We start from the raw sequence: 25,062 nt of genomic DNA, 5'->3' as shown, positions 1-25,062 counted from the left end.
CTTGTATAATTGCCCTTTATAAAAGAGTGAGAAAAATTATGACACAGTCAACCCTTGACTATATTAAGGCCAGTATTGCTACCGTGCCTAATTATCCTAAAGCCGGAATTATGTTCCGTGATGTAACGAGCTTAATTGCCGATCCTGTGGCATTTAAAGCTGTTATTGATGCTTTTGTTGCAGCTTATCAGGCGCAAGGTTTTGATAAAATTATTGGCACTGAATCGCGAGGGTTTATTTTTGGTGCTCCGCTTGCTATTGCACTGGGAATTCCTTTTATTCCGGTACGTAAACCAGGTAAATTACCACGTGAAGTCATTAGCCAAGCGTACCAATTAGAATATGGCGAAGATGTGCTCGAAATCCATACCGATGCGATTTCACAAGGCGATAAAGTATTATTAGTTGATGACTTATTAGCGACGGGTGGTACGATAGAAGCCACAATTAAATTGGTAGAACGCTTAGGTGGTCATGCATCTGATGCGGCGTTTGTTGTGTCGTTACCTGAGTTAGGTGGTGAGCAACGCCTAGAAAAGTTAGGCATCAATATTCTAAAATTAGTCGAGTTTGAAGGCGAATAAGCCATGAGCTATCAGGTCCTTGCACGAAAATGGCGGCCACAAAATTTTCATCAATTAGTGGGTCAAGAGCATGTTAAACAAGCGTTAGTGAATGCACTTACGCAGCAAAGGTTACACCATGCTTATCTTTTTACTGGCACTCGTGGAGTGGGTAAAACCACCATAGCAAGGATCTTTGCTAAAAGTTTAAACTGTGAATTAGGAATTACCGCAACACCGTGTGGTCAATGTAGTGCTTGTCTTGATATTGAAGCAGGTCGTTATATTGACCTTCTTGAAATTGATGCCGCTTCACGCACCAAAGTTGAAGATACCCGCGAAATTCTTGATAACGTGCAATATGCACCGACACGTGGTCGCTATAAAGTGTATCTCATCGATGAAGTGCACATGTTGTCAAAGCACAGCTTTAACGCATTATTAAAAACGCTTGAAGAGCCGCCAGAGCACGTTAAGTTTTTGCTGGCGACGACTGATCCACAAAAATTACCGGTTACTATTTTATCTCGTTGTTTACAGTTCAATTTAAGTGCATTAAGCCGCCCCCAAATTGAGCAGCAACTTAGTTTTGTATTAACTGAAGAGCAGATTCATTTTGAAGTCGCTAGTTTAGCATTATTGGCTAAAGCGGCTGATGGTAGTATGCGTGATGCGCTCAGTTTGACCGATCAGGCAATTGCACAAACAAACGGGCAAGTGAATGAATCCCAAGTAAAAAGTATGCTTGGCCTCATGGATGCTTCTTGGGCAAAACGCTTGTTGGTAAGCATAGTTGATAAAGATGGCGCAGAGTTACTCTCGCTTGTGGCAGATTTAGTAAAACAAAATGCGAATGCCAAATCGGTACTTGATGATTTATTAAGCCTGACACATTTATTGTTATTAACCCAATTAGTGCCAAGTGCAGCAGCATTTAATGAAGATGAAGCTGATTTTATCGATGCTATGAGCAAAAGTTTATCGCCAGAGCAAGTACAGGTGTATTACCAACTGTTACTTGGTGGTAAAAAAGATTTACAGTGGGCGCCAGACGAAAAGCTCGGTTTAGAAATGGTCTTGTTACGACTTTTGGCTTTTGAACCTCATTTTTCAGCTAGCAATACCATCAGCACAGTCATGCCAAGTGCTTTGCCATCATCAAATAAAGCGATGAGCAATATTCGTCAAATGCTCGCAGGTCAAGCATCAGGTGATAAATTAACTGCACAAACTGCACAAACTGCACAAACTGCACAAACTGCACAAACTGCACAAACTACACAAACTACACAAAATAATAGCCCAGTACCAACTGCTTCGGTTGAGAGTGTTGTTGAACACCCAGCTGTTGCAGCGGATAAAGTGCAAACGCCTGAGTTAGCGGTTGTTGAAAATGCGAGTGAACCTTTAATTTCTCAATCAGCTGTTTCAGCTGTGCCATTAGATGCAGTTGCGTTAAATAACTCATTAGAATCGACAGAGCCTGAGCAATCTCAGGATGCTTGGCACCAGCAATACGATGAGATTTTAACTCAAGCGCAAGAGTATCGAGAATATTCAGACTTAGCTCATCAAGCGAATACTGTGCCTGATAATTCGGCGCTAATGCAACAGATAAATCAACCAGAAGATCATCTGGTTACTGACACAGTCTCGCTAGAGTCTCAAGCTGATTTACCAACGAGTGCGCAACTAGTTGAGCAGCAGTTATCCGGAGCTCAGAGCGCGATTGCTGCCATCTTACGCAATCGTAATATTTCGAGTCATGGTTTAGTCAAGCCTGAGAGTAGCTCCTTACCACTGTCTTCAATTAATACACCAGGTGATACTGAAAAAAAGACTGAGCCTCAACAAAGAGGCAATCTAGTCGCACAATCGCAGCAGCAGATTCGTCCTAACGATGAACGAGAAGATAAGGCAATGGTTGCCTATGCTGCTGTAGAAAAACCGCAATCACCACGTTCTAGCCATGTGATGGATCCTGCGCATTTGGCGCCGGAATTATTAGTTCAAATTAGTGAACAGCCTAAAGTTGAGGAAGTTGCTGAAACTCAGGTAATTGAAATTCCTGAAGGATTTGTTAGCCCATTAACAGATATTCGTTTTGCTCACCAACAAGATGCGTGGGCGAATTTAATTGAGCAAATGCAATTAGGTGGCCGAATTAGACAATTTGCGTTGCATGGCTTGTTTAGCCAACAAGATCAAAATGTTACTTTACAAGTTGATGCGCAGCAACAGCACTTAGACAGCGCAGTAATGCGTGAAAAGCTTACAGAATCATTAAGCTTAGCGTTGGCGCGTGACATAACACTAAGCATAGAATTTGTTAATGCAGTTACTGGCACGCCATATCAAATTCAGCAACAGTTAGATTCAAATCGTTGGTATCACGCCAAAGAAGTAATTGAAAATGATGCAGTAACGCAGCAGTTTATGCGACGTTTTGCAGCCGTAATTGATGAAAATAGTATTCGGGCATTGTAATCGACTCAATAAGTCATTATCTTTTGCCGTGATTTAACATACAAAGAGAGAACAGCATTATGATGAAAGGTGGAATGGGTAACTTAATGAAGCAAGCGCAGATGATGCAAGAGCGCATGCAAAAAGCCCAAGAAGAAATTGCTAATATGGAAGTTGTTGGTGAGTCAGGCGCAGGTCTGGTGAAAGTCACTATGTTAGGTAACCATAATGTTCGCCGTGTTGAGCTAGATGATAGCTTAATGGAAGATGACAAAGACATGATTGAAGATTTACTTGCTGCGGCAGTAAATGATGCAGTGCGTCGTGTTGAAGAGCAAAGCAAAGACCGTATGGCAAAAGTAACTGGCGGAATGCAAATGCCACCAGGTTTCAAAATGCCATTTTAATGAGTAAATTATGAAGCTTTCAGCAAGTTTAACTCAGTTGATCAGTAGTTTACGCTGTTTACCTGGTATTGGGCCAAAATCAGCGCAACGCATTGCATTTCATTTATTGGAACGCGATCGTGATGGCGGACGTCAACTCGGTCAAGCACTTACTAATGCAATGGCTAAAGTAGGGCATTGTCAAACATGTCGCACTTTTTGTGAAGAGCCTGTGTGTGAGTTATGCCAAAACGTTAAGCGTATCGATTCAGGTTTGTTATGTGTAGTGGAATCTCCCTCTGATGTATTAGCGATTGAACAAACAGGGCAATACAGCGGGCGTTATTTTGTTTTAATGGGACATTTATCACCATTAGATGGAATAGGGCCTAAAGAGATTGGGCTTGATGAGCTTGAGGTCCAGTTTTCACAAGGCCACATTACTGAAGTGATTTTAGCTACTAACCCAACGGTAGAAGGCGAAACAACTGCGCATTTTATTGCTGAGTTGTGTCAAAAATACCATATTGCAGCCTCTCGCATTGCTCATGGAGTGCCTGTTGGCGGCGAGCTTGATTTAGTCGATGGTAAAACCTTGGCCCATGCGTTTAATGGTCGAAAAACTGTCGCAATTGATTAAGCCAACTCTTGCTGAAAATTAAAAAACCAACCCTAGAGGTTGGTTTTTTGTTTTTAGTATTTAAAAAATTCTATTATCCAACCTTGAAGTTTCGACGCCTAGCCCCATATCAATGAGCAGAAGAATTTGGTTATCGCATTTTAAATGGAGAACGCAATGACAGCAGCTCAAAAAGAAACATTAGGCTTTCAAACCGAAGTAAAACAACTATTAAACCTAATGATCCACTCACTTTATTCAAATAAAGAAATATTCTTACGTGAATTAGTGTCTAACGCTTCAGATGCCGCGGATAAGTTACGTTTTTTAGCACTTTCAGATGGTAACTTATACCAAGGTGACGCAAACCTTCGCGTACGTATTAGTGCCGACAGTGAAAAAGGCACAGTAACAATATCTGATAATGGTATTGGTATGACCCGTGAAGAAGTCATTAGCTCACTGGGTACTATTGCAAAATCAGGCACGGCTGATTTCTTTAAAAATTTAACCGGCGATCAAGCAAAAGACTCGCAGTTAATTGGTCAATTTGGTGTTGGTTTTTATTCTGCATTTATCGTTGCCGATTCGGTAACGGTTCGTACTCGTAAAGCGGGTGAAGCAAAAGCGATTGAATGGCATTCACAAGGTGAAGGCGAATACACGCTAGCCGAAATTGGAAAAGAAGACCGTGGTACTGAAATTATTTTACATCTACGTGAAGATGAAAAAGAATTTGCGAGTGATTACCGTTTAAAAAGCATAGTGACAAAATATTCTGATCACATCGCCATTCCGGTTGAAATGTGGGAAGAAGGTACGCCTGAATCAGAAGGTCCAGACGGTGAAAAAATTGTAGCAACTGAAGGCCAGTGGCAAGCAATTAACCGTGCCACAGCGCTTTGGACACGTGATAAATCAGAATTATCAGATGATGAATACAAAGAATTTTATAAACACGTAAGCCATGATTGGGAAGAGCCATTAACGTGGGCACACAATAAAGTTGAGGGTAAAACAGAATACACCAGCTTATTATATATCCCGAAAAAAGCGCCGTTTGATTTATGGAATCGTGATCGCCAAAGTGGTTTAAAACTCTACGTTCAGCGTGTCTTTATTATGGATGACGCAGAGCAATTTATGCCTAGTTATTTACGCTTTGTAAAAGGTTTGCTTGATTCGAATGATTTACCACTGAATGTCTCGCGTGAAATTCTACAAGATAACAAAGTAACACAAGCTATTCGTAAAGGTTGTACATCACGTGTTTTAAAAATGCTTGATCGTATGGGTAAAAATCGCCCTGAAGAATACCAAGTATTTTGGAATGAGTTTGGCCAAGTAATGAAAGAAGGCCCAGCAGAAGATTTTGCCCATAAAGAAGATATTGCAAAATTACTGCGTTTTGCTTCAACGCTTAGTGATGAAAGTACACAAAATGTATCATTAACTGATTACATTGAGCGTATGAAAGAAGGCCAAGATAAAATTTATTATGTGGTTGCCGATAGTTTTGGTGCAGCGAAAAACTCACCACATTTAGAGATTTTCCGTAAAAAGGGCATCGAAGTATTATTGTTATCCGATCGTGTAGATGAGTGGATGATGAGCCATTTAACCGAGTTTGATGGTAAACAATTACGCTCAGTAACACGCGGCGATCTGGATTTAGGTAGCTTAGATGATGAGCAAACCAAACAAGAGCAAGCAGAAGCTGAAAAAGCAGTAGAAGGCTTAGTTGAACGAGTGAATACTGCCCTTACTGGTAAAGTGAAAGAAGTACGATTCACTCATCGTTTAACGGATTCTCCAGCCTGTGTAGTTACAGATGAAAATGACATGAGCTCACAAATGGCTAAGTTAATGGCTTCAGTAGGTCAGGCAGTACCTGAAGCATTACCGATTTTTGAGCTTAATCCTGATCATCAATTAGTACAGCACTTAAACCAGATGCAAGATGAAGAAAAATTTGCCCAGTGGTCTGAAGTATTACTCGATCAAGCATTGCTTGCAGAACGCGGCAGCTTAAAAGACCCTGCTGGTTTTGTAAGTCGTTTAAATAAATTAATGCTTGATTTAAGTAAGTAATCATAAGCACTAAAGTTTAAAAGTGAAAAGGAGAGTGAAAACTCTCCTTTTTTGTATTTAGCATTAATTAAGTACGTAATAGTCTAAAACTTTTGGCTATATGCTCTTGAGTATCCATAGCGCTTATGGAAGAATTCGGACTCTTAAATATTGATGACACATGAGGACAGTGAAATGCGCATTATTCTTTTGGGCGCACCAGGTGCGGGTAAAGGTACTCAAGCTCAATTTCTGATGGAAAAATTTTCGATTCCACAGATTTCTACGGGCGATATGTTACGTGCTGCAATTAAAGAAGGCACACCACTTGGTTTAGAAGCCAAAAAAGTGATGGATGCAGGTCAATTGATTTCTGATGATATCATCATTGGTCTTGTTAAAGAGCGTATTGCTAAAGCTGATTGTGAAAAAGGCTTTTTGTTAGACGGTTTCCCACGCACTATTCCACAAGCAGATGCAATGAAAGAAAATGGCGTTGTTGTTGATCACGTTATTGAATTTGATGTTGCTGATGAAGTGATTGTTGAGCGTATGGCTGGACGTCGTGTTCACCCAGGTTCAGGCCGTGTTTATCATGTTGTTTATAATCCTTCAAAAGTTGAAGGTAAAGATGATGTAACCGGTGAAGACTTGATCATTCGTGATGATGATGTTGAAGAAACAGTGCGTAAACGTTTAGGTATTTACCATGACCAAACTAAGCCACTTGTCAGCTATTATCAGGCAGAAGCTGATGCGGGCAATACTCAGTACCATAAATTAGATGGTACACAAGCTGTTGATGCGGTAAGCGCCCAATTAGCTGAGTTATTAGGGTAAGTTGAACCTAGTTAGAAAAACCCTCAACTGAGGGTTTTTTTGTGCCTAGACTTTATCCAAAGTTACTAAAGTGTTTTTAACATTTCAACCACAGGTTGGTAGTCGGGCTCTTTTGATAAAACTGGTACTAGTTGTTTATACACTATGGTATGGTTTTTATTGAGAATAAATACCGCTCGGCTGAGTAAGCCCATGTCTTGAATAATTAAACCGTATTGGCGGCCAAAATCATGCCACACTGAATCTGATAATGTGGTGAGTTTGTCGATATTTTCAGATTTACAAAAACGTTTTTGAGCAAAAGGCAAATCAGCGCTGATAGTCAGCATTTCAATTTCTGGAAATTCAACGGCTACTTTTTCGTTAAAATGTTTCGTTTGTAAGCTACAAATGCCGGTATCTAAGCTTGGAACAACACTAATTAATACGGCTTTATTTTTAAATTGGGTTAATTCAATAGGCATAAAATTATCATCAACCACTTTGAAGTTAGGTGCTTTATCACCTTTTTTAACTCCATTGCCCAATAAAACTACAGGTTTGTTACCCGCTGCAACTTTACCTTGATCAAGTTGATTGACCGCATAGTCGTTTGCATAAGCCGAGATGCTAAAACAGCAAGCTAATGAGAGTAATGCAATTTTAAACATTGGGTGCTCCATAATTATAATTGTAGAGTGAGTATTGAGACCTTAGTGTATTTATTTAACGCAACAGTAGCGATAGTAATGTTAAATAAAACAGATATTAATTCAAATCTTGTGCAATTATGGAACAAATTTTGTTATGTTTTAAATCCAAAGTAAAGAATGTGTGAATTTAGCTAAATTCTGCTCTAAACTGGTAATAATAATAAATAAAGAGAATGTCTATGGCGACTCCCGTTTTAATTTGTGATGATTCTCGGCTAGCACGGCGACAATTAGCCCGTTCTTTACCGGAAGATTGGGACATCAAAATTGAATTTGCCGAAAACGGCGTGCAATGCTTAGAGCAGATCCGCGCTATTTCTCCTGAAATTCTTTTTTTAGATTTGAATATGCCGCAAATGGATGGTTATGAAGTACTTCAAGCTATCCAAGAGCAAAACTTAAATGTGCTTACGGTTGTTGTATCTGGAGACATTCAGCCTACCGCCCATCAACGAGTACTCGGTTTAGGGGCGATCGATTTTATTAAAAAACCGTGTGATGCTAGTAAACTTGCCGAAATTATTGAAAAACATGGCATTAAAGACCGCGCGATGCGTGAGCGCTTAGCCAATGCCTTAGGTGAGCAGCTTGATCCTGAAATTCGAGATATTTATCAAGAGCTAACAAATGTAGCTATGGGGCAAGCTGGAGATTTACTGGCGCGTTTATTAAACGTATTTGTTAAATTACCCATTCCAAACGTTAATGTATTAGAAGTAAGTGAGCTCGACATGGCGTTGCAATCAATTGATAGTAATGCCAGTACATCAGGTGTTTGCCAGGGTTTTATCGGTGGCGGCGTATCTGGTGAAGCGCTTTTGTTGCTTAATGACTCTAGCTTTAAAGAAATTGCCTCTTTGATGAATTTTGACGGTGAGCTTAATAGTAAAAATGAACTCGAATTATTAATGGATATTAGTAATATCCTAATTGGCTCAGTGCTCACAGGTCTTTCAAAACAACTTGATATGCCATTTAGTCAAGGTCACCCTGTTGTGATGGGCCAGCATTGTGATGTACATGAGTTAGTGCAAGCAAATAAATCACGTTGGCAACGTACACTTGCTATCGAAATAAGTTACGGCATCGAAAATCATAATATTAATTGTGATTTGATGCTGCTATTTACCGAAGACTCATTAAAAACGCTGAAGTATAAAGTTCAGTATTTATTAGAAGATTAATCCTATGCCAGCAGCTGATTTTGAAATGAATGAAATCCATTGGATGATGGATATGTTTAATACCATTGACGTTGGATTAGTGGTGTTAGATAGAGAATATCGAGTATGTGTTTGGAATGGGTTTATGGAAAATCATTCAGGCCTGCTACCTAGTGCTGTAAAAGATAAAAATGTCTGTGATATTTATCCTAGCATTGATGAAAAGTGGTTTCGTAGTAAAGCCGAATCGGTCTTCGTATTAAAAAACCGCTCCTTTACGATTTGGGAGCAGCAGCCGTATATTTTTAGGTTTAAAAACTACCGTCCAATCACAGGTAAAGCAGATCACATGTATCAAAACTCTACCTTTATTCCATTGACGAATGTAAGGGGTGAGGTGTCTCATATTTGCATCATAATTTATGATGTAACAGATGAAGCGATTAATAAAAAAGAGCTTGAAGAGGCTAATCATAAATTAGAAAGTTTAAGTCGAATTGACCGTTTAACGGGTTTGTACAATCGTGGGTTTTGGGAAGAAAGCTTAAAAAAAGAAGCCAAACGATTACAACGTAATGAAGGGCAAAGTTGTTTGTTAATGCTCGATGTTGATCATTTTAAACGAATTAATGATGAGTTTGGCCATAGTGGTGGTGATGCGGCACTGCGCCATATCGCTGATGTATTGAAAAAAACGTTACGAGAGTCTGATTTAATTGGTCGTTTTGGTGGTGAGGAGTTTGCTGTTACATTGGTTGATACTGATGTTGAAGGCGGTAAGGTCTTTGCTGAGCGAGTACGAAAAATTCTGGCTGAATCGACAATTATTTTTGACAATAATCAAATAAAACTGACGATTAGCCTAGGGCTTGCGCCATACAAAAAGTCATATTTGCAACATGAGCAGTGGATTGCTGATGCGGATAAAGCATTGTATTACTCAAAAGAGAATGGCCGCAATCGAGTCACTGTTTATGATGCAATTCCACATGCTGAATAAAAACCATGGTTATTTATGAGTAGAACAAAAAGAATAGTGCGTTAAAACGCACTATTCTTTTTCAGGGGTTAAGATTAATAAATCAGTTTTGAGCAAGTTAAGAATTTTCTCAGCCGTATTTCCAAGTAGTTTTCCCTTAAGACCTTTGCGCCCTACAGAGCCGATAACAACTAACCCTGCATTCACATCAGCGGCTAAACTAGGAATAACTTTCTCGGCAGGGCCTGCTTTGACCGCTACATCATTAATAATTTGATACTGCTTTAAGATAGCTTGTTGATCCGAAGGAATATTATCAAGTGCATTCATTTGTGTTTCATCAACATAAACAAAACCTAAATCACGCAACAGAGGCGAAATACTGACGGCATAGCCAAATTTTGCTGAGGCTTGATTCATTTGTGCAAAGGAAATACAACTTTCAATAACAGCTTGATTGAGAGCTACTTTACTGGCCTTTTTACTCGCTAAATCGAGTGAACCAAAGACATTTTTATTGTTGCGCCAAGTTTGATCTGCAGCTAAATAAACTGGCAGTGGTGAGGTGCGAATTAATTGCCAATCTAGTTGTGAAAACTGTTGTTGATTATCAATATGGCGAGTTTTTATGACCATACTGTATTTCGAGAAATCACAATCATCACTGAGCCACTGACTTGGGTATTTATGCCAAAGGATGGATTGTTCTATTTGCGTTTCATGGTTTACCACCAAGAGTTGTTCTGCAAGTTCATTGGCTGTTTGGCCCAGTCTTGCCTGTTTTACTTGTTCAAGTTGTGATGGTGATAATTCAAGTGGTATGTGCGCGCTATGTTCATAGGTAAAACAAATTAGCTCAATATTTTGGTTAAAATGCTTGGCTAAAATACCAGCCTGTTTAAGGGCTGGTGCGCAGTATTTTATGTGGTCAATAATGACTAAAATTCTTTTATCCATAAATGCTTAAACTTCTAATTCAGATAATTTTTGATGTTCTGGCAGCGGACATTTAGCAATCTCAGTTACAGCCCCAGATTCGGATACTTGTTCCAGTTTTACCTTAAAGCCCCATAATCTGTAAAGATGTTTCATAACTTCATCTTTTGAATCAGAGAGGGGGACTTTTTTGTTTGGCACGAAACGCAATGTCAGCGAACGATCGCCCCGGACATCAACATCATATATTTGGATGTTCGGCTCGAGATTACTCAGATTATACTGCTCAGATAATGCTTGGCGTATAGCAAGATAACCTTGTTCATTATGAATAGCACCCACTTCTAAATGACTTTGTGCTTCATCATCAAGGATTGAAAATAATTTAAAATCTCGCATTAATTTTGGTGATAAAAACTGACTAATAAAACTTTCATCTTTAAAATTCTGCATGGCAAAATGTAGGGTATCGAGCCAATTTTTACCGGCAATATCAGGAAACCAATATCTATCCTCTTCGGTTGGATTTTCACAAATTCTTTTGATATCAACCATCATGTTAAAACCTAGAGCATAAGGATTAATCCCCGAATAATAGGGACTGTTATAAGGTGGTTGATAAACGACACTCGTGTGGCTTTGTAATATTTCGAGCATAAAAGCGTCAGTGACTTTTCCCTCGTCATATAAGTGATTTAAGATGGTGTAATGCCAAAATGTCGCCCAGCCTTCATTCATGACTTGAGTTTGTTTTTGCGGATAAAAATATTGCGAAATTTTGCGTACAATCCGGATAATTTCTCGTTGCCAAGGTTCTAAAAGTGGGGCGCGTTTTTCAATAAAATATAAAATATTTTCTTGAGGTTCTTCAGGAAAACGAACCTTCTTTTCTTTTGCTTCTTGATGATGGTGGGGAATGGTGCGCCACAGCTCATTTACTTGCGATTGTAAGTAATCTGCCCGTTCTTCTTGTCTGCGCTGTTCTTCAAATAAAGAGATTTCATGTGGCCGTTTGTAACGGTCAACCCCGTAGTTCATTAATGCATGACAAGAATCAAGTAAACTTTCGACTTGATCAAAACCATGTTTTTGCTCGCATTTAGCAATATAGTTTTTAGCAAATACTAAATAATCGATAATTGAACTGGCGTCTGTCCATGTTTTAAAGAGGTAATTATTTTTAAAAAATGAATTATGGCCATAACAGGCATGAGCCATTACCAATGCTTGCATTGGCATGGTGTTTTCTTCCATGAGGTAGGCAATGCAAGGATCAGAATTAATGACAATCTCATAAGCAAGGCCCATTTGGCCTCGCTTATAATTTTGTTCTGTTTGAATAAATTTTTTACCAAAAGACCAATGATTATAGCCAATTGGCATGCCAACACTTGAGTAGGCATCCATCATTTGTTCTGCGGCAATAATTTCAATTTGGTTCGGGTAGGTATCTAAACGATAGTGTTTTGCCACTCGCGCAATTTCACTATGGTATTGTTCTAATAATTCAAATGTCCAATCAGGGCCATCAGGCAATCTTGTAGTTGTCATATCCATACCTCGCAATTGATGGTGTTATGCGACTGTTTTTGAGATTTGTTTATTCTTTTGAAATAACTCTCTGAAAATAGGGTAAATATCTTCAACCGAACGAATGTGCTGTAAAGCAAAGTTAGGATGTGCCTTGGCTATCTTTTCATATTCACGCCAAAGGCTTTGATGTGCACGGTTAGTGATTTCAATATAGGCATAATAACGAACCGCAGGTAACAATTGTTTTTTAAGGATTTCGGTACAGTTTGGTGAGTCATCGGCCCAATTGTCGCCATCAGATGCTTGTGCAGCGTAGATATTCCACTCAGTACTGTTGTAGCGTTTTTTTATTACTTCATCCATAAGTTTTAACGCACTTGAAACTATTGTGCCGCCTGTTTCTTGCGAATAAAAGAACTCTTGTTCATCAACTTCTTTTGCTTGGGTATGGTGGCGTATATAAACTACTTCGATGTTTTTATAGCTTCGAGTTAAAAACATGTAGAGTAAAATATAAAAACGTTTAGCCATTTCTTTGGTTGCTTGATCCATAGAACCAGAAACATCCATTAAACAAAACATCACTGCTTTGCTGGTCGGTTCAGGCCGCTTTTCATAATTTCTAAAGCGTAAATCAAAGGTATCAATAAATGGTGTGGCTGCTATTTTGTGTTTTAAAGATTCAATTTCATTTTGAAGTTGCGCAATGATTGATTCATCTCTTTGAGGTGCTGCTAATAGCTCTGCTAATTCTATTTCAGCTTCAGCAAGGCGTCTTTTTTTACCCGCAGTCATAGCAACACGCCGTGCCAATGAGCCTTGTAAAGAGCGCACAATATCGATATTAGATGCAACCCCATCTTGGCAAAATCCTGCACGATGAGTTTTCATTTGCACCAACCGATCAAGCTGGGTTTGTTGCATATTAGGCAGTTCTAAGTCTTCAAATAGTAAATCGAGATATTCATCTTTTGAAATAGAAAAAACGAATTCATCAGAGCCTTCGCCCTGATTGCTGGCATCACCTTCACCCGCACCACCTCCTTGTCCTGATTGCGGGCGTTTGATTTTATCACCAGTGCTAAATTGATCATTACCAGGGTGCACAGTATTTCTAACCCCACCTTTTCCTTGGTGAAACATAGGTTCACCAATGTCTTTATGTGGAATAGAAACACTTTCACCTGAGTCGATGTCTGTTACGCTGCGCTTACTAATGGCATCAGAAACAGCTTCTTTTATCTGCTGTTTGTAACGGCGAATAAACTTTTGTCTATTCACCGTACTTTTCTTTTTGCCATTTAAGCGGCGGTCAATAAAATGTGCCATAAAGCTACCTCCGCTGTGAGTGACTACCTTTTACTGCGATTTACGAACGCGCAAATACCATTCAGACAAGAGACGAACTTGTTTTTGGGTATAGCCTTTTTCAACCATACGATTAACAAAGTCCTCATGTTTTTGCTGATCATCGGTAGAGGTTTTTGTATTGAACGAAATAACAGGCAATAAATCTTCGGTATTAGAGAACATTTTCTTCTCAATAACAGTACGAAGTTTTTCATAACTGGTCCAAGTTGGATTGTTGCCATTGTTATGTGCTTTGGCACGCAGAACAAAATTAACAATTTCATTCCTAAAGTCTTTAGGATTCGAAATGCCAGCAGGTTTTTCAATCTTTTCTAGTTCAGCATTAAGTGCTGAGCGGTCGAATAATTGGCCGGTATCTGGGTCGCGATATTCTTGATCTTGGATCCAAAAATCAGCATAGGTGACATAACGGTCGAAGATGTTTTGACCGTATTCTGAATAAGACTCTAGGTAAGCGGTTTGAATTTCTTTGCCAATAAATTCAACATATTTAGGGATCAGATAACCTTTGAGGTGCTCTAAATAACGGTCTTGAACTTCTTGGCTAAATTGTTCACGTTCAATTTGCTGTTCTAAAACATAAAAAAGATGTACGGGGTTTGCTGCTACTTCAACATGATCAAAATTAAATACTCTAGATAAAATTTTAAAGGCAAAACGAGTCGATAGACCATTCATGCCTTCATCAACTCCTGCGTAGTCACGGTATTCTTGATAGGATTTAGCTTTAGGGTCGGTATCTTTTAAACTTTCGCCATCATACACCCGCATTTTGGAGTAAATGCTTGAATTTTCAGGGTCCTTCATGCGAGATAATACTGAAAACTGTGCAAGGGTTTCTAACGTGCCCGGTGCACAAGGAGAGTCATTAAGTTGGGAGTGCTCAAGTAATTTGCCATAAATCTTCATTTCTTCAGAAACACGCAGACAATAAGGCACTTTGACGATGTAAACGCGGTCTAAAAAGGCTTCATTATTTTTGTTATTTCTAAAGGTTTGCCATTCAGATTCATTTGAATGCGCTAAGATAATGCCATCAAAAGGCAATGCTGAAAGACCCTCAGTGCCGTTGTAATTACCCTCTTGTGTAGCTGTTAATAAAGGATGCAGCACTTTAATGGGTGCTTTAAACATCTCAACAAACTCCATTAGCCCTTGGTTAGCATTACAAAGGGCACCTGAATAAGCATAAGCATCGGGGTCATTTTGAGCAAAGTGTTCAAGTTTACGAATGTCTACTTTACCCACTAACGCACTGATATCTTGATTGTTCTCATCGCCAGGTTCCGTTTTGGCGATTGCAATTTGATCAAGGATTGAAGGGTATCGTTTGATCACCTTAAATTTTGTAATATCACCGTTAAATTCATGAAGACGTTTTGAGGCCCAAGGGGACATAATTGTTTTAATGTATCTTGGTTCAATGCCGTATTCTTTTTGCAGTAGCTCGCTATCTTCTAATGGGTCAAATAAAGCTAATGGATGATCGTTGACTGGAGAGCCTTTAATGCAATAAATAGGCATTTTTTGCATTAAAAACTTAAGCTTTTCGGCTAATGATGATTTACCACCGCCAACAGGCCCTAATAAGTACAGCACTTGTTTTTTCTCTTCAAGGCCTTGGGCTGCATGTTTTAAATAGGCAACAATTTGCTCTATGGCTTCTTCCATACCATAAAACTCATTAAATGCGGGGTAACGGGCAACGACGCGATTAGAGAAAATACGACTTAGTCGGGGGTTTTGTGCAGTGTTAACCATTTCTGGTTCGCCAATTGCTGCGAGTAAGCGCTCAGCTGAACTTGCATAAGCGGTCCTATCATTGCGACAAATTTCCAAGAATTCTGCAATGGTATATTCTTCTTCTTTCGCTGCTTCGTATCGTGCTTGGTAGTGATCGAATATTGTCATAATGACCTCCAGTGGAACGAGTAAATGCATAGCAAAAAAACATCGGTTTTGTCTTTGCCATAGCCATAAGCTTAGCTTCAATTAAATAATCTGCTTGTTTAAAGTGACGATTTTTAAAGAAAAAAAATATTTTATTGCAAAAAAGTTAATAATGTTCAGTTAATTGTTTTCTAGAAATAAAATAGGCAAATAATGTATGAATTTTGTAAAGGTAAAGTAGTTTGGATTATCGATGAGCAGTGAAAACGAAAGTGTAATAAAACAAAAAGGCGCAAAAGCGCCTTTTTAGTAGGATGTTAGCTAAGAGATTAAGCTAGGTTTGCGTTTGCAAATTCCCAGTTTACTAATGCCCAAAAACCATTTAGGTATTCTGGACGCACATTACGGTAATCTATGTAATATGCATGTTCCCATAAATCTACAGTCATTAATGGTGTAACACCTTCTTGTGTAAGCGGTGTTGCAGCATTTGATGTATTGACGATATCTAAAGAGCCATCAGCTAGTTGGACTAACCATGTCCAGCTTGAGCCAAAGTTGTTTACAGCTTTGTCGTTAAATGCTTCTTTAAATGCAGCGAATGAGCCCCATTTTGCATCAATTGCAGCTGCTACTGCGCCAGTAGGCTCGCCACCACCATTTGGTGATAAACTGTGCCAGTAGAAAGTATGATTCCAGATTTGAGCTGCATTATTAAAAACACCGCCTTCAGAAGTACGAACGATTTCTTCTAAAGATTTGTTTTCAAAATCAGTACCAGCGATTAAACCGTTTAATTTAACAACATACGTGTTGTGGTGTTTACCGTGGTGAAACTCTAAAGTTTCTTGTGAAATATGTGGTACAAGTGCATCAATTGCATAAGGTAAAGACGGTAGTTCAAATGCCATTTTTATATCTCCATCGACTTTTGTTAAATGGGTTTATGGTGTTACTATAATCCCGAGTATTTTACTCAAGTTTTGCCAAACAGCAATGCCATAGCTTATCAGATTATTGAAAGCATACTATTTTATTCAATTATTAATACAAAGATTTGGTTATAAACTCATTTAGAAGTATTATTTGTTTTTACCAAATGTGGTGCATTTTGAGGTTGACCATGGAAACTATTGACAAGATTAAACAGCAAATTTCAGAGAACTCAATTTTACTTTATATGAAAGGCTCACCTAAGTTACCTAACTGTGGTTTTTCATCTCAAGCTTCACAAGCATTGATGTCGTGTGGTGAACCATTTGCATATGTTGATATTCTGCTTAACCCAGATATTCGTGCTGAATTACCTCATTATGCTAATTGGCCAACTTTCCCACAGCTTTGGATTGAAGGTGAGTTAATTGGTGGTTGTGACATCATTATTGAAATGTTTCAACGAGGTGAATTACAGCCTTTAATCGCAGAAGCTGCGGCAAGAAACAAACCAGCTGAAGAAGCTGCAGAATAATGTAAAGCGAGCTTAGCTCGCTTTTTTTATGTTTAAGATTTAGAGAAATTACAATGTTGGTTAAAAAATTACCCCTAATTTTACCATTTTTGACAAGCATGGCTTGGGCAGATCTTTCATCTCAAGCACAAGATGTATCAAACTATGCTGTGGCAAATTATCATCAAGCACAAATTCATACCTTAGGAAATTTAGTCTCCTTTCCTACGGTTAAAAATCCACAATTTACTGTACCTAGCGATCCTAATTTTATCGCTTTTAAACAATATCTTGCATTAAAAGCAAAGCAATTAGGGTTTAAATTTGAAGATCATGGTTATACCGTTTTAATTAGCTATGGCGAACAGGACGATAAAATCACGGTAGTCACCCATGGTGATGTGCAACCTGCTGATGCGAGTAAGTGGAAAAGCAGTCCGTTTGAACTTGATAGTCATTCGGAGCCGGGCAAACTAATTGCTCGTGGTAGTGAAGATGATAAAGGCCCAATAGCAACCGCTTTGTACGCAATGAAAGCGATTAAAGATAATAATGTGGTGCTAAAACGTCGGCTTGAGTTGATGATTTACCTCGCTGAAGAGTCTGATTGGGCGCCGCTTGAGTTATTTATGCAAGATTATCAACAACCTGATTTTGCTGTGACGATAGATGCATCTTATCCTGTGGTTGTCGCCGAAAAGGGCTGGTGCAGTGTCAAAAATCAATTTCCAGATCAACATTTTGATAAAACAAAACTTTATGCTGAGCATTTTAGAGGCGGTGCTTTTGCAAGCCAAATTCCTGAAGATGCCTATGTAACGTTACATAATGTGACTGCAAATCAGCTGGCAGCATTAAAAAATAAAGCCCAACAAATAAATGCAGTTGCGTTTGAGTTTACGCATCATGACAACACTATTAGCATTCATGCTAAAGGTCGCTCAGCCCATTCATCAGAGCCTGAGTCGGGTATTAATGCGATTGCGTATTTAGCGCATTTGCTTGGAGACCTTTCTTTAGAAATGAATGCTAGTGGGCAGGCAATTAACTATGTTAATGAGTTAATTGGGCTTGATTTGTACGGTAGCCAATTTGGTGAAATTGCTTATAGCCATGATTTTATGGGACCAATGACAGTTGCTCCGACTTTACTAACCACAAAAGATCTTGAGCATTTAACTCTGACCGTAAATTTAAGACGGCCAGTTGGTAAAGACAAAGACGTGCTTGAGCAACAAATTGCTCAAGCTGTGGATAATTGGCAAGTGCTACATCAGCTAAAATTACCTGCCACCGATATTGTATTATCTGATCCTATGTTACTTGATGATGCACCTCATGCTAAAACATTATTAGCTATTTTTAGTCATTACAGTGGCCAAAAAGATGCGAAGCCCGTGTCAATCGGAGGGGGAACAAATGCAAAATTGTTTAAACGTGCGGTGTCATTTGGACCATCAATGCCAGGTAAAGCGTATACCGGTCATTCTGAACATGAATTTATTACCCAAGAGCAAATAAAACTAAATTTGCAGATGTACACTGCAATGATGATTGAAGTCGCAAATTTATAATCGAATTACAACGCATAAATATGAACGCCCTATTCAATTAATTGGATAGGGCGTTTTTTTATTTTCCAAAATTCTAGAACATCTGATTTTATCTAAAAAAATCCCTGCTTAATTATTCTTAGCACTGGCGACCATCTTGTGAAAAACCCATCCTTAAGGATGGTTAAAATGTCTGTTTAATTTTAAAAACTAATCATTTACATCGTGAATGTTGTGAATAAATATTCACAATGACGCTTTGTTTACGTTTACGTAAACTTACTCTAATAGATGTCATTGATTTACAAAATGATAAAATGTCACCGGTGTCATTGGCGTTAAGTTTTCAAAATAGGCCAAAATAACGGTTATTTTGTTAAATTTATGCGTGCATTCACAATCGTGAAATATATTCACATTCATGAATATGTATTCAAAATTTGATTGACTCCATGCTTTTTTATCGATAGCTTCTATCTTCTGCTAGAGTTCTTATTTCCACTATCGGTTAATCTGCAACTTTCTACTCTAGCTGTAGCAATGGAGAGGAGTTCATTCATGTTATATGACTCAAAATTAGAAAAAGATAATTGTGGTTTCGGTTTGATAGCACACATCGCCGGCACTGCCAGTCATAAATTGGTACGTACAGCTATAACAGGGTTAGATCGGATGCAGCACCGAGGTGGTATTGCAGCAGATGGAAAAACCGGTGATGGCTGTGGTTTGTTATTACAAAAGCCAGATAACTTCTTTCGCAGTATTGCTCAAGAGCAAAATTGGCATTTGGGTAAAAATTATGCGGTAGGGATGATTTTTTTAAATCCGGATCCTGAGCTTGCGCAAAAAACTCGACAAATTGTTAACCAAGAGCTTGAAAAAGAAACACTAACAATTGTTGGATGGCGCGATGTGCCAACAGATCCCGCATCTTTAGGGCCAATTGCAATTGAGCAATTACCTCAATTTCAGCAAATTTTTGTCTCAGCGCCTGAAGGCTGGAGACCAAAAGATTTAGAGCGTCGCTTATACATTGCTCGTCGTCGGATTGAACAGCGCATTATTAATGATGATTACTTTTATATTTGTAGCCTGTCGGGCTTAGTCACTGTGTATAAAGGCTTAGTGATGCCGGCTGATTTACCAAATTTCTATTTAGATTTAGCTGATATTCGGATGGAGTCGGCAATTTGTGTTTTTCATCAGCGTTTTTCAACCAATACCCAGCCTCGCTGGCCATTAGCGCAGCCATTTCGTTACCTTGCGCACAATGGTGAAATAAACACTATTGAAGGCAATCGCCAATGGGCACGCGCTCGGGCTTATAAGTTTTCATCGCCACTGTTACCAGACTTACAAACCGCAGCGCCGTTTGTCAATGAAACCGGTTCTGATAGTTCAAGCCTAGATAATATGTTGGAGCTGTTTTTAGCGGGTGGCATGGATATTTTCCGTGCAATGCGAATGCTCGTGCCACCGGCTTGGCAAAAAAATAAAGCCATGGATGAGGATTTAAGAGCATTTTATGATTTTAACTCCATGCACATGGAACCATGGGATGGCCCTGCTGGGATCGTTATGTCCGATGGCCGTTTTGCAGCCTGTAATTTAGACCGCAATGGTTTGCGTCCAGCGCGTTATGTGGTGACGAAAGATGGCTTAATTACCCTTGCATCTGAAGTGGGAATTTGGGATTACACTCCTGATGAAGTGCAAGAAAAAGGCCGCGTAGGCCCAGGTGAGTTGCTGGTTATTGATACCTTGCACGGTAAAATCTGGCACTCAAACGAAATCGATAACGACCTAAAAAATCGTCATCCGTATAAATCTTGGCTTGAACAAAATGTGCAGCGCCTTACTCCATTTGAAGACTTAGCACAGGAATTAACTGGCCAACGTGAACTCGATGATGATTTACTTGCGGTTTATCACAAGCAATATGCCTATAGTTTTGAAGAACTTGACCAAGTTATTCGGGTTATGGGGGCCATAGGTCAAGAAGCAACTGGTTCGATGGGTGATGACACCCCATTCGCGGTGCTGTCATCTAAAGAGCGACCAATTTACGATTATTTTCGCCAAAAGTTTGCCCAAGTAACTAATCCACCAATCGATCCATTGCGTGAAAATCACGTTATGTCGCTGGCGACCTGTATTGGCCGCGAGCAAAATGTATTTAATGAAACAACAGGCCATGCCAAGCGATTACAATTTTCATCGCCGGTATTAATGTTTTCAGATATGACCCAGCTGTTATTGGCTGATCAAGCGCATTACAATTCGTGCACTATCAACCTTAATTATCTCATTGAAGAAGGGTTGGCTGCCGCAGTTTCTCGCGTATGTGATGAAGCACAAGCGCAGGCTGAGTCCGGCGTAGTACTGATTGTATTATCTGATAAAGGCTTAACGCCTGCGCATTTGCCAATTCCTGCAGCGATGGCTGTGGGTGCGGTGCATCAACGTTTAGTTAAAAACAATTTACGTTGTGATGCCAATATTATTGTTGAAACGGCAAGTTGTCGTGATCCTCACCAATTTGCGGTATTACTCGGTTTTGGTGCGACGGCTATTTATCCGTATCTAGCTTACGAAACCCTAACGCAAATGTCAGATAAAGGCACAATAAAACAAAGTTATTGTCAGGTTACGTCTTCGTATCGTAATGCGATAAACAAAGGCCTTTATAAAATCATGTCGAAGATGGGTATAAGCACCGTTGCCAGTTACCGCTGTTCAATGTTGTTTGAAGCCGTAGGTTTAGCTGATGAAGTGGTCGCGACGTGTTTTGAAGGTGTTGTTAATCGTATCAAAGGTGCTGACTTTAGTGATTTTCATCAAGAACTTTTAAATTTATCGCGTAAAGCTTGGGTAAAACGTAAGCCAATTGATCATGGTGGATTACTTAAATATGTCCATGGCGGCGAATACCATGCCTATAACCCAGACGTTATTCAAACTCTGCAAGTTGCTGTACGCTCAGGTGAATACCAAGATTATTTACGCTATGCCGATTTAGTTAATAACAGACCCATCACCACGTTACGCGATTTATTACAATTACAAGCAGGTGATGGCGCGATTTCCATTGACGAAGTTGAACCTGCCGAAGCGCTCTACAAACGCTTTGACTCTGCAGCGATGAGTATCGGGGCATTGTCTCCTGAAGCACATGAAGCACTCGCAATTGCAATGAATCGTTTAGGTGGTTGTTCAAATTCAGGTGAGGGCGGTGAAGATGTGCTGCGTTATGGCACAGAAAAGAATTCTCGTATCAAACAAGTTGCCTCGGGCCGTTTTGGGGTTACGCCGCATTATTTAGTGAATGCAGATGTGATTCAAATTAAGGTCGCACAAGGTGCAAAACCTGGGGAGGGCGGTCAGCTTCCTGGCGAAAAAGTAACGCCATACATTGCAAAGTTACGATATTCAGTGCCTGGAGTGACATTAATATCACCGCCCCCGCATCATGATATTTATTCAATAGAAGATTTAGCTCAGTTGATTTTTGACTTAAAGCAAGTTAATCCAAAGGCGATGATTTCAGTGAAATTAGTGTCAGAACCTGGTGTTGGGACTATAGCTACAGGTGTGGCTAAAGCCTATGCAGACCTGATTACCATTGCAGGTTACGATGGTGGAACAGGCGCAAGCCCACTAACGTCAGTAAAATATGCAGGCTCACCTTGGGAGCTTGGGCTTGCTGAAACTCAGCAAGCATTGGTTGAAAACGGTTTACGTCATCGTATTCGCTTACAAACTGACGGTGGTTTAAAAACAGGCCTAGATATTATTAAGGCTGCCATTTTAGGGGCTGAAAGCTTTGGTTTTGGTACTGGGCCTATGGTGGCCTTAGGATGTAAATATTTGCGTATTTGCCATTTAAATAACTGCGCAACCGGCGTTGCAACACAAGATGAAAAACTACGTCAAAATCATTATCACGGCTTACCAGAAATGGCGATGAATTACTTTAAGTTCATTGCTCAAGAAGCACGAGAAATTATGGCGAGTTTAGGTATTCGTCAATTAGTTGATTTAATTGGCCGCACAGATTTGCTGGTTGCCATTGAAGGGAAAACAGCTAAACAAAGCAAGCTTGATTTATCTGGCTTATTGTACCGCCCTAATAATAAATCGGGTCAAACACTGTTTTGTAGCACTGCTAATACATCGCATTATCAAGGTCGCTTAAATGAAACTTTATTAGCAAAATCACAACCCGCGATTGATGAAAAGTTAGGTAAGGTCATCCGCTCAAAAATCAATAATACCGACCGCTCTGTTGGAGCGCTGCTTTCAGGTTATATTGCTGAGCGTCATGGTAATCAAGGTATGGCTGCCGATCCGATTCAAATAGAATTAACCGGTACTGCTGGTCAATCGTTTGGCGTATGGAATGCTGGTGGTTTAGAAATGTCACTTGTTGGCGATGCGAATGATTATGTTGGCAAAGGCATGGCTGGTGGCAAGTTAAGTATTGCACCTCCACCGGGTTCATCGTTTGCGTGTCACCAAGCAAGTATTATTGGTAATACCTGTTTGTACGGTGCAACAGGCGGCAAACTTTTTGCGGCAGGACGAGCCGGTGAGCGTTTTGCGGTGCGAAATTCTGGTGCAATCGCCGTCATTGAAGGCGCAGGTGATAATGCGTGTGAGTACATGACCGGCGGTGTGGTCTGTATTTTAGGTAAAACAGGCATTAACTTTGGTGCAGGGATGACAGGCGGTTTTGCTTATGTACTTGATGAAGCGCAAGACTTTGAAAAACGAATTAATTCTGAGCTTGTTGAGCTCATTGCGATGGATGACTTAGTCATTCACCATGAGCATTTACGCGGCTTAATTATCGAGCATTTAGAAGCAACTAAGTCATGCTGGGCCGAAACAATTCTAGCTGACTTTGAAAATTATTTAGCGAAATTTAGGCTGATAAAACCTAAATCAAGCGATGTTAAAAGTTTATTAGGTCATCGTGCTCGCAGTAGTGCTGAGCTTAGAGTTCAAGCTCAGTAAGGAGAAATAACAATGGCGCAAAATGTTTATCAATTTATCGATGTGCAGCGAGTTGATCCGCGTAAAAAGCCGATCTCGACCCGCAAAAAGCAGTTTGTTGAAATTTATGAGCCGTTTTCGGCCAAGCAAGTCGATTCACAAGCTGATCGCTGCTTAGACTGTGGCAACCCATATTGTGAGTGGAAGTGTCCTGTTCACAATTATATTCCGCAGTGGTTGAAGCTAATTAAAGACGGTAAAATTTTTGAAGCGGCAGAATTATCACACCGAACTAATAGTTTACCTGAGGTTTGTGGTCGGGTTTGTCCTCAAGACAGATTATGCGAAGGCTCGTGTACACTGAATGATGAGTTTGGTGCTGTGACTATTGGTAATATTGAAAAATACATTACCGATACAGCCTTTGCTATGGGTTGGAAGCCCGATACATCATATGTGGTCTGGAGCGATAAAAAAGTTGCCATTATTGGTGCTGGGCCTGCGGGATTGGGTTGTGCCGATATATTAGCCCGTAATGGGGTTAAACCTGTGGTATTTGACCGTCATCCTGAAATTGGTGGCCTACTCACATTCGGTATTCCATCGTTTAAACTTGAAAAGTCAGTGATGGAAAAGCGCCGCGAAATATTCACCGGAATGGGGGTTGAATTTCGCTTAAATACCGAAGTAGGTAAAGATGTTCAATTAGCCGATTTAATAGCGCAATACGATGCGGTGTTTGTTGGTGTTGGTACCTATCAAAATATGCGTGGCGGCCTTGAAAATGAAGAAGCGCAAGGTGTATTTGACGCTTTACCATTTTTGATTGCCAATACCAATAAAGTGATGGGTTTTGATAATGAGGCTTATCCATATCAAGATATGGCGAACAAACGTGTTGTGGTTTTAGGCGGCGGTGATACGGCAATGGATTGTGTTCGTACATCGATTCGTCAAGGTGCAAAAGAAGTCATTTGTGCCTATCGACGCGATGAGCAAAACATGCCAGGCTCAAAACGAGAAGTTAAAAATGCCAAAGAAGAAGGCGTTAAATTCAAGTTTAATGTGCAGCCTAAAGGAATTCAGCTTGATGTTGAAGGCAAAGTTATTGGTGTAAACATGGTTAAAACAGCACTGGGTGAGCCTGATGAAAAAGGACGTCGTCGCGCAGAAGAAGTGGCTGGTTCTGAACATTTATTACCTGCTGATGCAGTAATTATGGCATTTGGTTTTCAACCACATGCGATGCCTTGGCTTGAACCTTTTGGGGTTGAATGTGATCAGTGGGGTCGTATTAAAGCACCTGAGCAAGGTCTGGGCCATACCCATCAAACGACCAATCCGAAAATATTTGCCGGTGGTGATATAGTGCGAGGTTCTGATCTTGTTGTTACTGCAATTTTTGAAGGTCGTAATGCCGCAGAAGGGATTTTAGATTATTTAGCTGTATGATTTACGTCTTAATAAAGCGGGCTTTATAGAATGGCTCAGGATCTTAATCAGCTTGAGCAGCTATTAATAAGTCAGTTTGTTTTGAGGCTTTTGAACATACTTTAAAA

At 39.7% G+C, this 25,062-nt stretch carries 18 protein-coding genes; 12 read left to right on the top strand and 6 right to left on the bottom strand.

The genetic code is table 11. From position 1 onward, the window contains the following. Positions 1–38 precede the first annotated feature (38 nt). The 6 genes from apt (at position 39) to adk (ending at position 6,944) form a co-directional block, all read left to right on the top strand. A complete protein-coding gene (apt, locus tag PTUN_RS12025; RefSeq protein WP_009837179.1) occupies positions 39–584 on the top strand; it encodes an adenine phosphoribosyltransferase in 546 nt (181 codons plus the stop codon). Positions 585–587: 3 nt separating this feature from the next. After that, positions 588–3,050 carry a DNA polymerase III subunit gamma/tau gene (dnaX, locus tag PTUN_RS12020; RefSeq protein ID WP_009837178.1) on the top strand — a complete coding sequence of 821 codons (2,463 nt, stop codon included), beginning with the start codon at positions 588–590 and terminating at the stop codon, positions 3,048–3,050. Positions 3,051–3,109: 59 nt separating this feature from the next. After that, positions 3,110–3,436: a YbaB/EbfC family nucleoid-associated protein gene (locus tag PTUN_RS12015; protein ID WP_040643630.1), complete on the top strand. Its 327-nt coding sequence runs from the start codon at positions 3,110–3,112 to the stop codon at positions 3,434–3,436. A gap of 10 nt (positions 3,437–3,446) precedes the next feature. Then, complete coding sequence (recR, locus tag PTUN_RS12010; RefSeq protein WP_009837176.1) at positions 3,447–4,055, top strand: recombination mediator RecR; 609 nt, start codon at positions 3,447–3,449, stop codon at positions 4,053–4,055. A gap of 156 nt (positions 4,056–4,211) precedes the next feature. Next, positions 4,212–6,125, top strand: a complete 1,914-nt coding sequence (gene htpG / locus PTUN_RS12005; protein ID WP_040643629.1) for a molecular chaperone HtpG — start codon at positions 4,212–4,214, stop codon at positions 6,123–6,125. A gap of 174 nt (positions 6,126–6,299) precedes the next feature. Continuing rightward, positions 6,300–6,944, top strand: coding sequence for an adenylate kinase (gene adk, locus PTUN_RS12000; RefSeq protein WP_009837174.1), 645 nt, complete (start codon positions 6,300–6,302; stop codon positions 6,942–6,944). 65 nt (positions 6,945–7,009) lie between these two features. Here the strand turns inward: adk and tpx are convergent, their stop codons facing one another. Beyond that, a complete protein-coding gene (gene tpx / locus PTUN_RS11995) occupies positions 7,010–7,594 on the bottom strand; it encodes a thiol peroxidase (RefSeq protein ID WP_040643699.1) in 585 nt (194 codons plus the stop codon). A gap of 221 nt (positions 7,595–7,815) precedes the next feature. Here tpx and PTUN_RS11990 point away from each other — a divergent pair, with 221 nt between their 5' ends. Both PTUN_RS11990 and PTUN_RS11985 read left to right on the top strand, forming a co-directional pair. Beyond that, positions 7,816–8,820 (top strand): response regulator, encoded by a 1,005-nt coding sequence (locus tag PTUN_RS11990; RefSeq protein ID WP_009837172.1) that lies wholly within the window; start codon positions 7,816–7,818, stop codon positions 8,818–8,820. Positions 8,821–8,824: 4 nt separating this feature from the next. After that, positions 8,825–9,799 (top strand): diguanylate cyclase, encoded by a 975-nt coding sequence (locus PTUN_RS11985; RefSeq protein ID WP_009837171.1) that lies wholly within the window; start codon positions 8,825–8,827, stop codon positions 9,797–9,799. A 51-nt stretch (positions 9,800–9,850) separates the two neighbouring features. Here PTUN_RS11985 and PTUN_RS11980 read toward each other — a convergent pair whose 3' ends face one another. The 5 genes from PTUN_RS11980 to PTUN_RS11960 all read right to left on the bottom strand — a co-directional run bounded on the left by PTUN_RS11980 (position 9,851) and on the right by PTUN_RS11960 (position 16,419). After that, positions 9,851–10,735, bottom strand: coding sequence for a universal stress protein (locus tag PTUN_RS11980; RefSeq protein WP_009837170.1), 885 nt, complete (start codon positions 10,733–10,735; stop codon positions 9,851–9,853). Between the two features lie 6 nt (positions 10,736–10,741). Further along, positions 10,742–12,265 (bottom strand): SpoVR family protein, encoded by a 1,524-nt coding sequence (locus PTUN_RS11975; protein WP_040643628.1) that lies wholly within the window; start codon positions 12,263–12,265, stop codon positions 10,742–10,744. 24 nt (positions 12,266–12,289) lie between these two features. Then, on the bottom strand, positions 12,290–13,576 hold the full coding sequence (locus PTUN_RS11970) for a YeaH/YhbH family protein (RefSeq protein WP_009837168.1): 1,287 nt from the start codon (positions 13,574–13,576) through the stop codon (positions 12,290–12,292). Positions 13,577–13,606: 30 nt separating this feature from the next. After that, entirely contained in the window at positions 13,607–15,529 is a 1,923-nt protein-coding gene (locus PTUN_RS11965) for a PrkA family serine protein kinase (RefSeq protein ID WP_009837167.1), read from the bottom strand. Positions 15,530–15,837: 308 nt separating this feature from the next. Next, positions 15,838–16,419, bottom strand: a complete 582-nt coding sequence (locus PTUN_RS11960; RefSeq protein ID WP_009837166.1) for a Fe-Mn family superoxide dismutase — start codon at positions 16,417–16,419, stop codon at positions 15,838–15,840. 212 nt (positions 16,420–16,631) lie between these two features. Between PTUN_RS11960 and PTUN_RS11955 the strand changes: the two genes are divergently transcribed. From PTUN_RS11955 to PTUN_RS11940, 4 genes are all read left to right on the top strand, one after another. Next, on the top strand, positions 16,632–16,976 hold the full coding sequence (locus PTUN_RS11955; protein ID WP_009837165.1) for a Grx4 family monothiol glutaredoxin: 345 nt from the start codon (positions 16,632–16,634) through the stop codon (positions 16,974–16,976). Between the two features lie 53 nt (positions 16,977–17,029). Beyond that, positions 17,030–18,529 carry a dipeptidase gene (locus tag PTUN_RS11950; protein ID WP_009837164.1) on the top strand — a complete coding sequence of 500 codons (1,500 nt, stop codon included), beginning with the start codon at positions 17,030–17,032 and terminating at the stop codon, positions 18,527–18,529. Between the two features lie 537 nt (positions 18,530–19,066). After that, the gene (gltB, locus tag PTUN_RS11945; protein WP_009837163.1) at positions 19,067–23,524 is read left to right on the top strand and encodes a glutamate synthase large subunit; all 4,458 of its coding nucleotides are present in this window, start codon (positions 19,067–19,069) and stop codon (positions 23,522–23,524) included. Between the two features lie 12 nt (positions 23,525–23,536). Further along, positions 23,537–24,955 (top strand): FAD-dependent oxidoreductase, encoded by a 1,419-nt coding sequence (locus PTUN_RS11940; RefSeq protein WP_009837162.1) that lies wholly within the window; start codon positions 23,537–23,539, stop codon positions 24,953–24,955. Positions 24,956–25,062: the final 107 nt, after the last annotated feature.

It is taken from the genome of Pseudoalteromonas tunicata, assembly GCF_002310815.1.
Taxonomy (GTDB): Bacteria; Pseudomonadota; Gammaproteobacteria; order Enterobacterales; family Alteromonadaceae; genus Pseudoalteromonas; species Pseudoalteromonas tunicata.
This window is presented reverse-complemented; position numbering and strand designations above follow the sequence as displayed.